The sequence below is a fragment of the Dactylosporangium darangshiense genome (assembly GCF_039537565.1).
In the GTDB taxonomy this organism is placed as follows: Bacteria; Actinomycetota; Actinomycetes; order Mycobacteriales; family Micromonosporaceae; genus Dactylosporangium; species Dactylosporangium darangshiense.
In genome coordinates, this window is sequence record NZ_BAABAT010000019.1 from 1 (window position 1) to 15,562 (window position 15,562).

Genomic DNA, 15,562 nt, shown 5'->3' on the forward strand with positions numbered 1-15,562 from the left:
CAGAAATCCTGAAGTAACGTCAGCCCAGCACCTCTCTTCAGTTGAACCAGCAGATGTCCAGGTCAGAGCCACGCAACAGATTCCACGGTGGACAGACCACACCAGGAACTCCCGGGTTGTTTCTTATGCTGGACGCGGACACCCACCGGCCGGTCGACGTGCTGCCCGGCCGTGACGCCGAACCTCTCGCCGCGTGGCTGCGGGAGCATCCTGGAGCGGACATCGTTTGTCGAGATAGGGCGGGGGCGTACTCGGAAGGCTTCGACCTCCTGCGCCGCCGAATCCTGCTCAACACCTGACGCGTGGACCACGAGATCATCGCCAGATCCGAAAGTCGTGAGCGTCCACAGTGGTACAGGCAAGACACCGGGGTACTCGTCACCGAGCTTTGCACCGCCACCGGTGTGGTCCGCTTGACCGACGCACTAATTCAACGTTGCGTCCCGGCACCGACTTGACCGACGACGCCCCCGCCGGCCGCGGGAGAGTGCGCTCGGCCGGGCGCTGTTGCGTTGAGCGATCGCGTTGATCGGGCACCGGGAATTCTTCGCTGCAAGGTCCCCCTGGAGGCTGGCGGTCGCCGGATAGCACCCCGGTAGCTGTCCGCCATACGCCGTTTCGTTACGCGACGGCCAGCATCAGCAACACGAGTGTGGACCCTGTGGGGCTCGTAAGGCCGGTTCGGGCTATGCGGCCAGCGAGTATTCGTTGATCAGTGTTCCAATGCGCCGCCACCGCCCTCACGGCTGGGACTGATTGGAAGATCATCCTTCTGGAGTGGAAGGTACGGCTGCTCACCCCATTCCTGGCCGGCGGCGAATCCGCATAACCTGCCCGGCGTGGCCGTTACCTTTGATCTCGGTATCGACTTTGGTACCTCCCACACCGTGGCCGCTATCGCGGTGCGTGGCGGCCGTTCCGAGGTTCTGCTGTTCGACTCGTCGCCGCTGCTGCCGTCGGGTATCCACGCGGACTCAGGCCGGTTGCTGGTGGGACGAGACGCTGAGCGCGGAGCCCGGCTGAACCCGGCAGCATATGAACCCAACCCCAAGCGCCGTATTGGCGAAGGTACGTTGCTCCTGGGCGAATCGCAGGTCAGCGTGGTCGAGGCGGTGGCCGCAGTGCTGGGCAGGGTGGCCGAGGAGGCCCGTCGGGTGACGGCCGGTGTGCCGGCATCGGTGAGTCTCACCCATCCGGCTGGTTGGGGACAACCGCGCCGGGACATCCTGACGGAGGCCGCAGCTCTCGCCGGACTCACCGGTGTGCGGCTCGTACCCGAGCCGGTCGCTGCCGCAAGCTACTTCACCACGGTCCTTGGCCACCAGGTACCCGCCGGTGCGTCTGTCGTGGTGTACGACCTCGGTGGCGGGACGTTCGACATCACCGTGGTACGTCGGACGCGGGACCGCAGTTGGGAAGTCGCGGCTGCGGCCGGGCTCGACGACGTCGGCGGAGTGGATATGGACGCGCTGATCGTCGACTGCGTCCTCGCCGCGGTCGACGAGCAGACGCGCACCCGGCTGGAGCAGCCACACACTCTCTCCGACTTCCGTAACCGCCGCCTGCTCTGGGACGACGCCCGGACAGTCAAGGAGCAGCTCAGCCGAGCTGCGACAGCCGGCATCCCATTGCCGTTCGGGGATCGAGAGATCCACATTACCCGCGCGGAGTTTGAGGCGCTCGCACGGCCGCTGCTCGACCGCACGGTCACGCTGACCACGTCCACCCTGTTCACCAGCGGTGTCACGGCGGATCGCCTGGCTGGGGTCTTCCTGGTCGGCGGGGCTACCCGCGTGCCGCTGGTGGCGACCCTGCTGCACCAGGCTCTCGGTGTAGCACCGGTAGTCATTGAGCAGCCCGAGCTCGTCGTGACACACGGCAGCCTCACATCGGCACCACCGACCAGCGAGACAACCGTGCCGGTCGCGGATGCCGCAGCCCTGTCGGCTGCACGGCCTGGCCCAGCGACAGCTACCCTCAATATGTCGGGCACCGTGGCCGCACCCGGTTTCACGGCTGCGCGGAACATCGATATCCCGGAGGACCAAGCGGCGCCCCGAACCACCATCGCGACAGAGGTCGACGCCGGCCCCGTACCCGACGCCGGACAGCCCGACCCGTCCCGTGCCGAAATAATGCCTGACCGCGCCGAATCTATAGCCACCGCCTCGGTTGCGCAGCGACCCGCCACCACCGGTCCGCGTGTGAAAGCGTCATCGCCGGGCATCGCCGGCCTCCCCACGGGGCCTCGCGGATTCGCGGCATTGCGCCGGCATCGCTGGCTTGGTCTGACCGCCATCGTCGTGATCCTCGCCCTGGCTGCCGTTCCACTCCTGAACCGATTCAACGGCAACCCGAGTAAAGGAGCCGACACGACATCGACAACGCAGGCCAGCTCGCCTACGCGATGGAGCGGAGAGGTCCGACTCAGCGGCAAGCACACGCGGGTTGACCTGGATGCAGTTCCACCCTCCTTGGAAGCGGACTCACAAGACTACGAACTCGAATGGTCGAAGAGTGGCACTCTGCTTCCTCTCTTGGATGTCTTCGGGTCGTGGGACGGCGGCCAACCAACGATGACCGCATGTGTGGAGAATCGCTCCACTCATCGACTGGAGTACACGCCAGCACCCGTCCGTACTGGATCGGCCCTATGTATGGCCACTGGTCGCGTTGACAACCTTGGCCTCTCACACGAATGGAATCAAGCGTTCGTCCGCGTTAAGTCGATCGACGCGTCGGGCGTTCTGCTCGAGGTGATCGTCTGGCAGGACTTGCCGACACCTGGCAGCGCGTAACGAAATCCGGCCAACTCAAGATCCACATTACTGAGCCTGCGGGGTTCCATAACCCTGTTACCGGGACCTTGGTGGCGGCGCGTTCGGCTTTGGCAAGGATGCGCTCGGCCCATTTGAGTTCGCCGAGGAATCTGACAACGGCTCGTCCGACGCGCCAGGCGGCTTCGCCGATTTTAAGGGCTTTGAAGGCTATGCCCCATGGGATGACATTGAGGATGGTGTTGACGCGGCCGCCGATGTCGCCCTTGGTGAAGCAGTCGACGGCGTCGGTGACACCGATCATGTCGAGGAGAATCTGGCCACCAACGCTGAGGATGACGTCGACGGTGCTGGTTTCCTTGAGCTTCTTGGCCTTGTCGATGTCTCCCTGGCTCGGCGCGTCGTCGACCTGCGTGATGCCGGGGTTCGCGATCGGCTTCGGTTTGTGGCAGCTGCCGCCGCAGATGTTCTTGTTGGTGGCGGAACTGGCGGGCGATGAGCCGTTGCCGTAGCCCGGGTTGCCGCGCGTCGGGTCGAAGTTTGCCGGCCCTTGGCCTTCGCCGCAGTCGTCAGGGCCGCTGCAGATGCGCAGGCCGGTGGGGTCGCTGCCGGTGGTGGGGTTGTTGGCGGGCGTAGCTGTACCCGTTGATCTGTTGTGGGTCGGACGGGTCGGTGATCGGGTCGTCGGAGATGAACCGGCCGGTGGTGGGCTCGTACTCGCGGGCGCCGAGGTGGGTCAGGCCGGTGTTGTCGAGGATGCCGCCGACGAAGCCGCGGTTGGCCGGCCAGGCGACGCTGGTAGCCGTGCGCGGGTTGCCGAACGGGTCGAGCCGGCGTCGGGTCGTGGTCAGGGCGACGGCGTCGATAGTGAGGGCGCCGGTCCCGTGGTAGTCGGCGGCGAGCCAGGTCAGGCCGCCCGTGGTTCGGACGGCGACGCTGCCGTAGAAGCGGGTTGTGGTGGTGGTGCCGTTCTGTTGGCGCAGGTCGAACCCGGCCAGGTATACGGTGGTGCCCTGCGGGTCGGCGGCGACGAGCCATGCGCCGCCGGTGTCGTAGGTGTAGGTGGTGGTGCCGGTGCTGTCGGCGACGGTGCTGAGGTGGCCTTCCTTGTCCCAGGTGAGGGTCTGGTTGGGGCCGGCGGTGATGGTGCGGGTCTGGGTGTTGCCGGCGTTGTCGTAGGTGTAGCTGTCGGTGCTGGTGACGGCGCCGGTGCTGGCGATGCCGGTGACGGTGTGCGGGCGGACGCTAGTGGGGCCGGAGGACGGGTAGGTGTAGTCGCGGACGGTGTCGCCGGAGGTGACGTGCTTGGTGTCCTTGGTGCGGTTGCCGGTGGTCAGCTATCGCCCGACGCGCCACTCCAGGTCGCTCGTGACAGTTCACGAGGCGTTCCAGGTCCGCGTGGAGATCGTGTGTCGAGGTCCGGAGGAGCGGCATGATGTATCCCTGGTCGCTCCCTGAAAGCGTACGCTCTGCCCGGACCTTATCCATAGGGTCGTCGACGCCGCACGGGATACGCACGTATACGTGCTGAAAGGTTTGCCCGCTGGCGGGCCGGGAAGTGCCGGTCGGTGAGGGTTGTCGTGAATCTCACGCGCTGCGAGGGTTACGCGCAGTGCGCTTTTCTCGCTCCTGCGGTCTTCCGAATGCGTGGCGCCGAGGCATTGGTGTATGACGCGGAGCCCGATGACGCGCAGCGGGATCGGGTCCTGCGAGCCGCGGCGGCCTGCCCGGTACAGGCCATCCTGATCGACGGGATCGGCAACCGGGAGGCTGCCGCGCCGGCCATGCTGTCGGCGGCCACGTCGCCAGGGCCGGCTAGGCCGTCCGGCTCGGTCGCGTCGGCCCGGCGGACTGCGGCGATCGAGGCCTTCCGCCGGGACGGCCGCATTGTGATCGTGGGTGCGTCGTTGGCCGGGTTGCGGGCCGCGGCGGTGTTGCGCCGGGAGGGCTTCGCCGGCTCACTGACCATGATCGGGGATGAGCCGTACGCGCCGTACGATCGCCCAGCACTGTCCAAGCAGGTTCTCGACGGGGGGATACCGCCGGACCACACCGGCCTGCCGCTGCGCGTCGAGTTCGCCGCGCAGTGGCGGCTGGGCGTGCCCGCCAGCGGGCTGGATCTGCCCGCCAAGCAGGTCCGCCTGGCCAACGGCGACGCGGTTGAGTTCGACCGGCTGCTGATCGCCACGGGGACCCGCGCCCGGCCCTGGTTGAACGACGCCGAGGCCGCACTCGACGGGGTGTTCGTGCTGCGGACCCGGGACGATGCCGCGGGCCTGCAGCACCGGCTGGCCGAGAGGCCCGGGCGGGTGCTGGTCATCGGCGCCGGGTTCACCGGCTCGGAGGTCGCCTCGGCCTGCCGACGTCTGGACCTGCCGGTGACGGTGATCGAGCGGGGTCCGGCGCCGCTGGTGGGGGCGCTGGGCGGGGTGATCGGCGCGGTGGCCGCCGACCTGCAGCGGCAGCACGGCGTCGACCTGCGGTGTGGCGTCACGGTCGACACCTTGGAGGGCGACGGTGCGGGCCGGCTGCGCCGCGCCCACCTGTCCGACGGCACCACCATCGACACCGACGTGGCTGTCGTGGCGCTGGGGGCGGTGCGCAATACCGAATGGCTGCGCGGTTCCGGGCTGGCCGCGGGTGCCTGGGGTGTGGGCTGTGATGCCGGCTGCCGCGCCTTCGACGTCGACGGTGTGACCACCGACGACGTCTTCGTCGCCGGGGACATCGCTCGTTTCCCGCACCCGCTGTACGACTACCAGTTCCTGGCGCTCGAACATTGGGGCAACGCCGTTACCCAGGCTGAGGTTGCCGCCCACAACATGGTCAACGCCCCGCCGGACCGGTGGCCTCACCTGGCCACGCCGGTGTTTTGGTCGTCCCAGTTCGGCGTCAACCTCAAGTCCGTCGGAGTGCCGACCTTCGCCGACGAGATCGTCATCGCCCAGGGCTCGGTGGCCGATCGGCAGTTTGTGGCCGTCTACGGCTACCACGGCCGCATCACCGCCGCCGTCGGGTTCGACCAGGGCAAGTGGCTGGAGTTCTACCAGGGCATGATCGAGGCGGCCGCACCGTTCCCGCCCAACTACCGCGCCGTCGACCTGCCGGCCGACCGCCGGCCCGTGTCGGCCCAGATGCCCGACCGGAACATCCGCGATTTCGAGGCCACCGTAGTGGTGACCGGCCACGATCCGAGCGAGCGCCGGGCCGAGCTGATCAACCACCACTGACCCGAGCGTCGACACACCGGCGTGGCACAGCGCCCCCCGCGGGGGGAATCCCAGGAAGGCATGGTTGTTGTGGCACAGGCCAGCATCGTCGAACAGATCCTCGACCCCGCCAACCGGGCCAACCCCTACCCGCTGTACGCCGAGCTGCGCACGACCCCGGTCACGCGCGAGCCCGACGGCACCTACGTCGTGAGCACGTACCACGAGATCGTCGCGCTGCTGAAAGACCCACGGGTCAGCTCCGACCCCCGCAACCACCCCGAGATGGCCGGCGCCGCGACCACATCCGAGGAGGCGCCATCCGGACTGCCCGAATCGTTCATCCAGCGCGACCCGCCCGAGCACGACCAGCTACGAGAGCTGGCCATGCGGCCGTTCGGGCCGCCGCAGACCCACGACCGCATCGAGGGCATGCGCCCCTGGCTGGTCGATGTCACCGACCGGCTCATCGACGACCTCGCCGGGAAGCACCGCGTCGACCTCGTCGACGACTTCGCCTACCCGCTGCCGGTGACCGCGATCTGCCACCTGCTCGGCGTCCCCCGCGAGGACCAGCCGCGCTTCCACGTCTGGGCCGACGCGCTCATCGAGACCCTCGACGTGACCACGGGCACATTCATGCAGCGTCAGCAACGGCGGCAGCAGATTAGCGCCGAGCTGGGCGGGTATCTCGGCGGACTCGCCGACGCCCACGCCCGCCAGCCCGGCGACGACCTGATCTCCGGGCTGCTGACCGACACCGGCCCGCACGCGCCGATGGCCCGCGAGCACCTGCTCAGCACCGCCGCCCTGCTGCTGGTCGCCGGCCACGAGACCACCGTCAACCTCATCACCAACGGCATGCTCACCCTGCTGCGCCACCCCGGCGTGCTCGACCGGCTGCGCCACCAACCCGACCTGATCACCCCGCTGGTCGAGGAGCTGCTGCGCTACGAACCACCGGTGCACATGCTGAACCGGCGCACCACGCTCGCCGATATTCAAATCGCGGGGACCACCATCCCCGAAGGCTCCCCGCTGATCCTGATGCTCGCCGCCGGCAGCCGCGACCCCGACGGCTTCCCCGACCCGGACCGCTTCGACCCCGACCGCACCGACAACCGGCACCTCGGCTTCGGCGGCGGCATCCACTACTGCTTCGGTGCCCCGCTGGCCAGGATCGAGACACAGGTGGCGTTGCCGGCACTGGCCCGCCGACTCGTGAACCCCCGTCTGGTCGCCGACCCGCCCCCGTACCGGCCCAACCCGGAGCTGCGCGGACCGCGGCACCTCGTAGTCGAATTCGACGCGATCGCCTCGGCGGCGCAGACGGCGGACCGCGTCATGGCACATGGACGCTGACAGACGCCGTGTCGTGGGCGGGTGGGTCAGCGCATGGTCATACCACGAGGCGTCTGGTTCGAACCCAGGGCCACATTGGCCCGGCCTTCAGCCGCGCCCGCCGAGCGTCTGGGAGAACTCGCGGGTGGCGATCCCGGTGATTCTGGACTGTGACCCAGCGTCGACGACATGACGGCATTGCTCCTCAGCGTGGCAAGCGAGGAACCGGACATCTTGGGGTCACCACGGTCAGCGGCAACGTGGGTCTCGGTCGCACGACTGCCAACGTGCTGGCGATCGCGCTGGCCCGGCGTCAAGAAATTCCGGTCGCCGCCGAGGCCAACCGGGCGGCGATGGCCTTGGTGGCGCACACCTTCCTCCGTCGACCGTAGGGCCGGATCCAAAGCGGCAGTCCAGTTCCCGGCCGAGATCGCAGCGGCGGCGCCCGAGCGCCGGTTCTGATCGCTCCGGCCGTCGTCGAGGTCGACGCCGGCGCCGGCGAGTCGCGTGGAACGACGACCATCACCATGGTGGACCAGGAAAACTGCCGTGTCGGCCTGAGCGCCGACGCGCCGCTGTCACTGACCTGATGCTTGAACGTTTGCTGGGGCGGTGTGGAATGTCGAATGCTCGCTCGGCGGCGCATCGAGGTTCATCATCAAGATGTGGCGTCCCGCTGTCGCACGTTTGGGGCGGCGTCCTGGTGGGTGTCGGCCCGCCGCGGCCAGCGGTCGATCCTCTCGCTGATCTTCTCGGCGGTGGCGCGCAGGCTGTTGAGCTCTGCGGGGTCGAGAACGTCGAAGACGAGGTCGCGTACCTGGCCCACGTGCCCTGGTGCGGCTTCGGCGAGATGGGCGTAGCCAGCGTCGGTCAGGATCGCATGGGTGTAGCGGCCGTTGGTAGGGTCGGGTTCGCGGCGGACGAAACCCCGGCGTTCCAGCCTGCTCATCATGTGGGAGAGACGGGACTGCTCGGAGTTGGCGAGGACGGCCAGGTCGCTCATCCGCATGCGGCGTCCCGGCTGGTCGGACAGTCCGGCGAGGACGTAGTACTCGATGTAGCTGAGGTGTGCGTCTTGCTGCAGCTGCGCGTCCAGGGCGGTGGGCAGTTTGTGCAGCATCAGGGCGAACTGCTGCCATGTCTCCAGCTCCGCCGGGGTCAGCCAGCGGGGCTGATCGTTCGGGTGCGCAGGCTGTTTTGGCATGCCCCGAGTCTATCTGACATGAACGTTCACGAGTCGCAGCTCACACTTGAATCTTCATGAGTCACTGCTAGCGTCTCAGATGAACATTCAAGTCAGAGGGTTGGCCTGGCACGGGCAGCCGCTAAGGAGAACAACCCATGTATGACCTGAAGATCGCCGTCATCCTCGGCAGCACCCGTCCCGGCCGCAACGGCAAGGCGGTCGCGGACTGGGTGGTGGACCGGTCCGGCGCCCGCGCCGGCGTCGAGTACGAGCTGGTCGACCTCGCCGACTACCCGCTGCCCCACCTGGACGAGGCCATGCCGCCGGCCATGGGCCAGTACCAGGGCGAGCACACCAAGGCATGGGCGGCCAAGATCGCCGGGTTCGACGGGTACATCTTCGTGACCCCCGAGTACAACCACTCCACCTCCGCCGTACTCAAGAACGCGATCGACTACCTGTACGGCGAGTGGAACAACAAGGCCGCCGCCTTCGTCTCCTACGGTTCCCTCGGCGGCGCTCGGGCCATCGAGCACCTGCGGACCGTGGCCAGCGAACTGCAGCTGGCCCACGTACGTCAGCAGCTGTCCTTCTCGCTGTTCACCGACTTCGAGAACTTCTCCGTCTTCAAGCCGGGCGAGCAGCACGACGCCGCCGCGACCACCCTGTTCGACCAGCTGGAGTCCTGGACCCGCGCCCTTAAGACGGTCCGGGTCTGACGCCCTCGCCCACCGGAAGGGCGACGGGAAACCGTCCATCCTCAGGCAGGTGGCGTCGTCGTGTCCGGCACCGTCCCGGTCGAGGTGCCCACCGGTTCCCAGGTCAACGCGGTGCACTCATGGCCCGCAACGACACCAGCCACCTCGCCGCACCGGTCGCGCTCGTCGACGCCGGCACCATCGGGATCGACGCCACCGCGCCTCGTCCCCTCACCGACTCGGCGTCGCGGTGCGCCACGACGCCGAGTCCGGTGGCAGCCGTCGGCAAGATCATTTTCGTTCCGTCAAGGAGTTCCTGATGACTAGCACGTCCGTCTCCCCGACAGCCACGCGGCTGCGCGTCGGCGCCCTGACGGTCGGCGGTGCCGTCCTGGCCGCCGCGCTGCTCTGGACGGCCGCCCAGATTCTGGGTATCGAGCTGCGTGTCGACCCCCGCAACGGCCAGGCGCCCTCAGCGGTCGGCTTGCCGTTGACCGTCACCTTTGCGCTCGCCGTCAGTCTGCTCGGCTGGGGTGCGCGGGCGCTGCTGGACCGGTTTACCCGCAGCGCACCGGTCGTGTGGACGGTGCTTGCCGTGGTGGTGTTGTTGGTATCTTTCCTGCCCCTGTTCATCTTCGAGGCAACCGGGGCAGCCAAGACGATCCTGGCGCTGATGCACATCGCGGTCGCCGCCGTGTTGATCTCAACTTTCAGCCGCCGGAAGGCCTGACCACCGGTCCGCGGAACCGCGATGCCGGTCGCCGCTGAGCCACGACGCGGTCGGATCGCGACCGTGGGGGCTGGTACGGCGACAGGCGGAGCGGGCCGTGTCCCGGAACGGAACGGACACGGGTCAGGTTCCGGGACCCGCACCGAGCCCATTGTCTCACGACGCGAGCGGGTACGGCCGGAAAGAAGTGACCTTCTCCGCGGAGGAGGCCTTCGCGGATGCGGCGATCCCATCGAAGCACGTCCTCAGGCACCTTCAGCCAGCCTATTCCTCACGAAGTCCCGGAGTGGATACCTTCATGTCTCGAACAGCCTTTAATGCTCCCGGTGACGCGCACGCCGAGCGCTGGAAAGCGCTCGTCTTCATCGCGCTCGCCCAGCTGATGGTCGTCCTCGACACCACCATCGTGAACATCGCCCTGCCTTCCGCCCAGCAGGACCTGGGCATCTCCGACGGCGACCGGCAGTGGGTCGTATGTTCGGCGCCTTGCTCGCCCCCGCCGCGCTCTCCCTGCTTGCCGTGATGTTCACCGACGCCAAGGAGCGCGCCAAGGCGTTCGGCATCTACGGCGCGATCGCCGGTGGGGGCAGCGCTGTCGGCTTCATCCTCGGCGGTGTGCTCACCGAATACCTGGACTGGCGCTGGACGTTCTTCGTCACCATCCCGTTCGCGATCGTCGCGGCGGCCGGCGCCTTCTTCGTCGTCCGTGAGCCCGAGGGCGGCCGCAACCGCTCCCCGCTCGACATCCCCGGCGTCGTCCTGTCCACCCTGGGCCTGGTCTGCCTGGTCTACGGCTTCACCCGCGCCGAGTCGGACGGCTGGGGCGACACCACGACCATCTCGCTGTTCGTCGCGGCGGTGGTCCTGCTGCTCGCCTTCGTCCTCACCGAGGCCAAGGTCAAGGCACCGCTGCTGCCCCTGCGCGTGGTCACCGACCGCAACCGCGGCGGCGTCTACCTCTCACTCGGCATCGCGGTCATCGCGATGTTCGGCACCTTCCTGTTCCTGACCTACTACCTGCAGGTCGTGAAGGGCTACTCGCCGGTCAAAAGCGGGTTCTGCTTCCTGCCGATGGTCGCGGGCATCATGGTCGGCTCGACGCAGATCGGCACGCGTCTGATGACCCGCGTCCCGGCCCGGTTCCTGATGGGCTCAGGCTTCCTGGTGGCCGGGGTCGGCTTGTTCCTGCTGGCGCAGCTGGAGATCGGCTCGTCGTACGCCTCGACCGTCCTGCCGGCGCTGGTGCTGCTCGGTCTCGGCATGGGTACGACGTTCAATCCCGCCATGTCCTTGCCCACCCTGGGCATCGAGCCCCGGGAAGCCGGTGTCGCCTCCGCGATGGTCAACACCTCGCAGCAGGTGGGCGGCGCGATCGGCACGGCCCTGCTGAACACGATCGCCGCCTCCGCGACGACCTTGTACGTCCAGGACCACATCGCCGACGCCGCGACGAAGCCGCAGCAACAGCTGGTCCAGCTGCAGGGCGTGGTGCACGGCTACACCAATGCCATCTGGTTCGCGGTCGGCATGCTGATGCTCGCCGCGCTGATCGCCCTGGTCCTGATCAACGCCGGGCACGCGGGCAGCGAGGGCGTCGAGGACGAGGTGGCGGTGCCGGTTGTCGCCCACTGACGCGGCGGGTACTCCCGAGACCTGTCGTGGGCGCGTGGAAGGGACGCCTCGCACCCACGACTTCCGGGATCTGCAGCGGCTCCCTGAGTTTGCGGCTCAGCGAGGTCCGCACCCGCGCTGCGGGGGTGGGTGTCTTTGGCTTCCTGGCGGCCCGGACCCGCAGCCGATGGCCCAGGACCCAGACGAATTGGACGAGGAAACCGTACGAGGAGTTCGGCACGGCCAGCGGCTTCGCCCGGGCCGGCACCGCATAGGACCGTCGTAGCCGAAGGCGGCGGTGGAGGAGGCCGGAATGAGCGGCAGGTCCGAGAAGAAGGCGTACAAGGGGCAATCGATCACGGTCACGTTCGAGGCCAGGCGTTGCCTGCACGCCGCCGAATGCATCCATGGCCTGCCGGAGGTCTTCGATACGGCGAGGCGCCCGTGGATCCAGCCGGATGGTGCCGCGGCTGATCGCCTGGCCGACGTGGTGCCGCGCTGCCCCTCGGGCGCGCTGCAGTACGAACTTGCGGACGGCGGGACGGAGACCCCCGACTGACCCACGCGAATCGTCCGCGGTGCTATCGGGCAGTTGGCCGTGCGCGGTGAGCTGAGCAGAGCACCCGCGCGCCGAGACCAGGGCGATCCTGTGCGCCTGCGGGCAGAGCGGCTATCAGCCGTACTGCGATCACTCGGGGTCCTGCGGTGAGTGATGCCGTGGCGACCGCCCCACGGAGTCGCCGTCCGTGCGAAGCACACACCCAATCCGGCGTCAGACAGTTCACCAGAAGATAAGGAGAATTCATCGCCATGACAGAGACAACGCCCTCCGACACGACGATCGGGGTGGGGATAGTCGGGCTCACCCCGGGACAAGGTTGGGCGGCCCGTTCGCACGTCCCGGCGCTGCGCAGCCTGCCGGGCTACGAGGTGGTCGCGGTGGCGAACAGCAGCAAGCAGTCCTCCCGGGCCGCTGCGGAGGCATTGGGGATCCCCCATGCGTTCCCGAGCGCGCGGGACCTGGCAAGCGATCCGGACGTAAATCTCGTTACCGTCACGGTCAAGGTCCCCCACCACCTGGAACTGGTCGACGCCGCCCTCGACGCGCAGAAGATGGTCTTTTGCGAGTGGCCTTTGGGCAACGGGCTGGCCGAGGCGGAGGCGATGGCGAACCGCGCTCGGAAGCTCGGCGTCCGCACCGCCGTCGGGCTGCAGGCCCGGTCCGCGCCGACGATCCGCTACGTCCGAGACCTGATCCGCGATGGCTACATCGGCGAGGTGCTGTCCACCACGCTCGTCGGCTCGGCCGGCAGCACTGGTGCAACGGAGCCCGAGGCGATGATCTACCTGAACGACCGAGCCAACGGCGCGAACATGCTCACGATCCCGTTCGGTCACACCGTCGATGCCCTGTGCTGGATCCTGGGCGAATTCCGCGAAGTCTCGGCAACGCTGGAAATCCGACGCCCGACCTACACCGTGGCAGAGACCCAGGAGGTCCGCACGCGGAACATCGACGACCAGATCGCCGTGAGCGGCGTGCTCACCAGCGGCGTCGTCGTTTCAGCGCACTACCGCGGAGGGGTCTCGCGCGGCGCCAACCTGCTGTGGGAGATCAACGGTACGGAGGGCGACCTTCGGATCACAGGACCATTGGGACACGTCCAGTTGTCCGAGCTGACCCTGCTCGGTGGCCGCGGCGACGACATGAGCCTGTCCGTGTTGGAGATCCCAGAGAAGTACCGCACCGTTCCGCAGGAACTCGACGGCACCGCCGTCAATGTCGCCGAAGCCTACGCGCGCTTCGCCGAAGGCCCTTCGGCAGTCGACCAGATTCCTGACTTCGACGAAGCGGTGAAGCTCCACCGGCTCCTCGACGCGATCGAGCGGTCCTCCACCAGCGGAGAACGCGTCACCCTCTGACACTGACACCTTCGACCGGTGCCCAGTGCGACGACCACGGCATGTGGAGGGCTGAACGGCCTCCTGAATGGCCCGCGGCGTCCGGGCGCCGGTCGTGTTCACCGCGACGTGAGCTCAGATGCCCAACGAGAAGCTCGGGTTGATCGCCACGGCGACGGTGGAGCGATACGCGCACAACATCACGCCATGCAATGCATGGCGGGCCGCTGAGTGGTCCTCTGCTCGGTGCGGAGGGCCCCGGCTAACGACACCCCCCCGCAGCGGGGCGATGCGGAAGGAACATGCGTTGACAGGGCAACTGCGATTGATGGCGGTCCACGCGCACCCGGACGACGAGTCCAGCAAGGGGGCCGCCAGCATGGCGAAGTACGTCGCCCAGGGCGTGGACGTCCTGGTAGCCACCTGCACCGGCGGCGAGCGCGGTTCCATTCTCAACCCGAAGCTCCAAGGCGACCCGGAGCTCGAGGCCAACCTCCACGAGGTACGGCGCAAAGAGATGAACGCCGCCCGCGAGATCCTGGGCGTCAAGCAGGCCTGGCTGGGCTTCGTCGACTCCGGCCTGCCGGAGGGCGACCCACCGCCCCCGCTGCCCGAGGGCTGCTTCGCGCTCGAGCCGGTGGAGAAGGCAGCCGAGCCGCTGGTCCGGCTGATCCGGGAGTTCCGTCCGCACGTGATCACCACGTACGACGAGAACGGCGGCTACCCGCACCCCGACCACATCATGACCCACACCATCACGATGGCCGCCTTCGAGGCGGCCGCGGACCCCGAGGCCTACCCGGAGTCCGGTGAGCCCTGGCAGCCGCTGAAGGTGTACTACAACCACGGCATCTCGATGGCCCGGATCCGCGCCCTCCACGCCTACCTGGTCGAGCACGGCCACGAGTCCCCCTACGGCGAGTGGATCGCCGGCTGGGACGAGGAGGGCCGCAAGGAGCGCGAGTTCACCACCCGGGTGCAGTGCGCCGACTGGTTCGAGGTGCGCGACCGGGCGCTGATCGCCCACGCCACGCAGATCGACCCGGACGGCCCATGGTTCCGGGTGCCGCTCGACGTCCAGCGCGTGGTCTGGCCGACCGAAGACTACGAGCTGGCCCGCTCACTGGTCGGCACCCGGCTCCCCGAGGACGACCTGTTCGCTGGCATCACCGCCGACATCACCGTTTGATCCTGTCGCCGCCGGAAACCCCCACCCGCCCAGGTGGGAGGCGGTATCGTCTCCAAAGGGACGAAGCTCCGTTCCGGACCGTGTCGGTGCTGGTGACCAGAGGTGCCGCGGCGTCAGCGTCCCTGCGAGGCGACCGCTTCTGCAGATTCGATGCCAGGGGCCTCGACACGGCGGTGATGGCATACGGAATGCCGAATGCTCGGCGATCCGCATCGAGGTCCATCATCACGCTGCGGCGTCTCGCTGTCGCACCTTTGGGGCGGCGTCGTTGCGGGTGCCGGCCCGCCGCTGCCAGCGGTCGATCCTCTCAGGGCCCGGCTCCAGCGCCTCCAAGCGCATCAAGCGAAACCAATGCACCTCGCCGACTGGATACGCGGGCACTGCTCCATCGAGAACAAGACCCGTTGGGTCCGCGACGTCACCTACGACGAATACCGCTCCCAGATCCGCACCGGCACCGGTCCCCAGGTCATGGCCGCTATCCGCAACGCCGCCATCGGCGTCCTGCGCCTGGCCGGCGTCACCAACATCTCCGCCGCCAACCGCCACCACGGCCGGGAAGTCAACCGACCACTGGCCCTACTCGGCATCACCTAACGACTTTGCCGGGCCCTGCGAGTCAGGAGCAGCACCAGGGCGCGGATCTCCGCCCGTACCGGTGGCCGCCCAGGGCGCACGGTGGGGATACGTCCACGTGTGGGCGATCAGGTTGCGATGCCAGCGCGGCAGCGTTGCCGGGATGATGAAGAGCGTCGTCCATTGCTGGCGGTGCAGTAGCCGGGATAGCACGGCCAGCGCCGCGCGGTCGGCGGGTTGCAGGTCTGGCCGGTGGACCTGATGCCGCAGCATCGCGACCTGATGCCGCAGCACCAGGATCTCGATCTCCTTCGACCGCTCACGACGCAAACCCGAGGATCAT

19 protein-coding genes are annotated in these 15,562 nt (G+C 68.1%); 15 read left to right on the plus strand and 4 right to left on the minus strand.

The window, feature by feature from the left end; translation table 11 throughout:
• The first annotated feature begins 125 nt into the window (after positions 1–125).
• Complete coding sequence (locus tag ABD901_RS29985; RefSeq protein ID WP_345131989.1) at positions 126–299, plus strand: hypothetical protein; 174 nt, start codon at positions 126–128, stop codon at positions 297–299.
• A 540-nt stretch (positions 300–839) separates the two neighbouring features.
• Positions 840–2,798 (plus strand): Hsp70 family protein, encoded by a 1,959-nt coding sequence (locus tag ABD901_RS29990; RefSeq protein ID WP_345131619.1) that lies wholly within the window; start codon positions 840–842, stop codon positions 2,796–2,798.
• Here ABD901_RS29990 and ABD901_RS29995 read toward each other — a convergent pair.
• The gene (locus ABD901_RS29995) at positions 2,722–3,081 is read right to left on the minus strand and encodes a hypothetical protein (protein WP_345131621.1); all 360 of its coding nucleotides are present in this window, start codon (positions 3,079–3,081) and stop codon (positions 2,722–2,724) included. The genes ABD901_RS29990 and ABD901_RS29995 overlap by 77 nt on opposite strands.
• Before the next feature lie 31 nt (positions 3,082–3,112).
• Between ABD901_RS29995 and ABD901_RS30000 the strand changes: the two genes are divergently transcribed.
• Positions 3,113–3,289 carry a hypothetical protein gene (locus ABD901_RS30000; RefSeq protein ID WP_345131623.1) on the plus strand — a complete coding sequence of 59 codons (177 nt, stop codon included), beginning with the start codon at positions 3,113–3,115 and terminating at the stop codon, positions 3,287–3,289.
• A gap of 57 nt (positions 3,290–3,346) precedes the next feature.
• On the opposite strand, the gene ABD901_RS59165 is transcribed toward ABD901_RS30000, so the two are convergent.
• The gene (locus tag ABD901_RS59165; protein WP_380140032.1) at positions 3,347–4,114 is read right to left on the minus strand and encodes an RHS repeat-associated core domain-containing protein; all 768 of its coding nucleotides are present in this window, start codon (positions 4,112–4,114) and stop codon (positions 3,347–3,349) included.
• 243 nt (positions 4,115–4,357) lie between these two features.
• On the opposite strand from ABD901_RS59165, the gene ABD901_RS30005 reads away from it, so the two are divergent.
• From ABD901_RS30005 to ABD901_RS30015, 3 genes are all read left to right on the plus strand, one after another.
• On the plus strand, positions 4,358–6,007 hold the full coding sequence (locus ABD901_RS30005) for an FAD-dependent oxidoreductase (protein ID WP_345131957.1): 1,650 nt from the start codon (positions 4,358–4,360) through the stop codon (positions 6,005–6,007).
• A gap of 69 nt (positions 6,008–6,076) precedes the next feature.
• Positions 6,077–7,348 (plus strand): cytochrome P450, encoded by a 1,272-nt coding sequence (locus ABD901_RS30010; protein WP_345131625.1) that lies wholly within the window; start codon positions 6,077–6,079, stop codon positions 7,346–7,348.
• A gap of 149 nt (positions 7,349–7,497) precedes the next feature.
• Positions 7,498–7,719: a hypothetical protein gene (locus tag ABD901_RS30015; protein ID WP_345131627.1), complete on the plus strand. Its 222-nt coding sequence runs from the start codon at positions 7,498–7,500 to the stop codon at positions 7,717–7,719.
• A 266-nt stretch (positions 7,720–7,985) separates the two neighbouring features.
• Here the strand turns inward: ABD901_RS30015 and ABD901_RS30020 are convergent, their stop codons facing one another.
• The gene (locus ABD901_RS30020; protein WP_345131629.1) at positions 7,986–8,531 is read right to left on the minus strand and encodes a MarR family winged helix-turn-helix transcriptional regulator; all 546 of its coding nucleotides are present in this window, start codon (positions 8,529–8,531) and stop codon (positions 7,986–7,988) included.
• Positions 8,532–8,668: 137 nt separating this feature from the next.
• Here ABD901_RS30020 and ABD901_RS30025 point away from each other — a divergent pair, with 137 nt between their 5' ends.
• The 9 genes from ABD901_RS30025 to ABD901_RS30065 all read left to right on the plus strand — a co-directional run bounded on the left by ABD901_RS30025 (position 8,669) and on the right by ABD901_RS30065 (position 15,240).
• On the plus strand, positions 8,669–9,232 hold the full coding sequence (locus tag ABD901_RS30025) for an NADPH-dependent FMN reductase (RefSeq protein WP_345131631.1): 564 nt from the start codon (positions 8,669–8,671) through the stop codon (positions 9,230–9,232).
• A 119-nt stretch (positions 9,233–9,351) separates the two neighbouring features.
• Positions 9,352–9,531: a hypothetical protein gene (locus ABD901_RS30030; RefSeq protein ID WP_345131633.1), complete on the plus strand. Its 180-nt coding sequence runs from the start codon at positions 9,352–9,354 to the stop codon at positions 9,529–9,531.
• On the plus strand, positions 9,531–9,941 hold the full coding sequence (locus tag ABD901_RS30035) for a DUF6069 family protein (protein WP_345131634.1): 411 nt from the start codon (positions 9,531–9,533) through the stop codon (positions 9,939–9,941). Before ABD901_RS30030 ends, ABD901_RS30035 begins: the two co-directional genes overlap by 1 nt.
• Before the next feature lie 286 nt (positions 9,942–10,227).
• A complete protein-coding gene (locus ABD901_RS30040; protein WP_345131636.1) occupies positions 10,228–10,464 on the plus strand; it encodes a hypothetical protein in 237 nt (78 codons plus the stop codon).
• Entirely contained in the window at positions 10,428–11,573 is a 1,146-nt protein-coding gene (locus tag ABD901_RS30045; protein ID WP_345131638.1) for an MFS transporter, read from the plus strand. The genes ABD901_RS30040 and ABD901_RS30045 overlap by 37 nt, the downstream gene beginning before the upstream one ends.
• A 292-nt stretch (positions 11,574–11,865) precedes the next feature.
• The gene (locus ABD901_RS30050; RefSeq protein WP_345131640.1) at positions 11,866–12,111 is read left to right on the plus strand and encodes a (4Fe-4S)-binding protein; all 246 of its coding nucleotides are present in this window, start codon (positions 11,866–11,868) and stop codon (positions 12,109–12,111) included.
• A 251-nt stretch (positions 12,112–12,362) separates the two neighbouring features.
• Positions 12,363–13,475, plus strand: coding sequence for a Gfo/Idh/MocA family protein (locus ABD901_RS30055; RefSeq protein ID WP_345131641.1), 1,113 nt, complete (start codon positions 12,363–12,365; stop codon positions 13,473–13,475).
• A 286-nt stretch (positions 13,476–13,761) separates the two neighbouring features.
• Positions 13,762–14,643: a mycothiol conjugate amidase Mca gene (mca, locus tag ABD901_RS30060; protein ID WP_345131643.1), complete on the plus strand. Its 882-nt coding sequence runs from the start codon at positions 13,762–13,764 to the stop codon at positions 14,641–14,643.
• A 351-nt stretch (positions 14,644–14,994) separates the two neighbouring features.
• Positions 14,995–15,240, plus strand: coding sequence for a hypothetical protein (locus tag ABD901_RS30065; protein WP_345131644.1), 246 nt, complete (start codon positions 14,995–14,997; stop codon positions 15,238–15,240).
• Here ABD901_RS30065 and ABD901_RS30070 read toward each other — a convergent pair.
• Positions 15,223–15,549 carry a hypothetical protein gene (locus ABD901_RS30070; RefSeq protein WP_345131646.1) on the minus strand — a complete coding sequence of 109 codons (327 nt, stop codon included), beginning with the start codon at positions 15,547–15,549 and terminating at the stop codon, positions 15,223–15,225. The genes ABD901_RS30065 and ABD901_RS30070 overlap by 18 nt on opposite strands.
• Between the last annotated feature and the right edge of the window lie 13 nt (positions 15,550–15,562).

Bases quoted from the DNA above. Each gene is read 5' to 3' on its own strand.
- ABD901_RS29985 (WP_345131989.1), top strand. From the start codon at position 126: ATGCTGGACGCGGACACCCACCGGCCGGTCGACGTGCTGCCCGGCCGT.
- ABD901_RS29995 (WP_345131621.1), bottom strand. From the start codon at position 3,081: ATGATCGGTGTCACCGACGCCGTCGACTGCTTCACCAAGGGCGACATC.
- ABD901_RS30000 (WP_345131623.1), top strand. From the start codon at position 3,113: ATGACGTCGACGGTGCTGGTTTCCTTGAGCTTCTTGGCCTTGTCGATG.
- ABD901_RS30020 (WP_345131629.1), bottom strand. From the start codon at position 8,531: ATGCCAAAACAGCCTGCGCACCCGAACGATCAGCCCCGCTGGCTGACC.
- ABD901_RS30025 (WP_345131631.1), top strand. From the start codon at position 8,669: ATGTATGACCTGAAGATCGCCGTCATCCTCGGCAGCACCCGTCCCGGC.
- ABD901_RS30030 (WP_345131633.1), top strand. From the start codon at position 9,352: ATGGCCCGCAACGACACCAGCCACCTCGCCGCACCGGTCGCGCTCGTC.
- ABD901_RS30035 (WP_345131634.1), top strand. From the start codon at position 9,531: ATGACTAGCACGTCCGTCTCCCCGACAGCCACGCGGCTGCGCGTCGGC.
- ABD901_RS30050 (WP_345131640.1), top strand. From the start codon at position 11,866: ATGAGCGGCAGGTCCGAGAAGAAGGCGTACAAGGGGCAATCGATCACG.
- ABD901_RS30055 (WP_345131641.1), top strand. From the start codon at position 12,363: ATGACAGAGACAACGCCCTCCGACACGACGATCGGGGTGGGGATAGTC.
- ABD901_RS30065 (WP_345131644.1), top strand. From the start codon at position 14,995: ATGCACCTCGCCGACTGGATACGCGGGCACTGCTCCATCGAGAACAAG.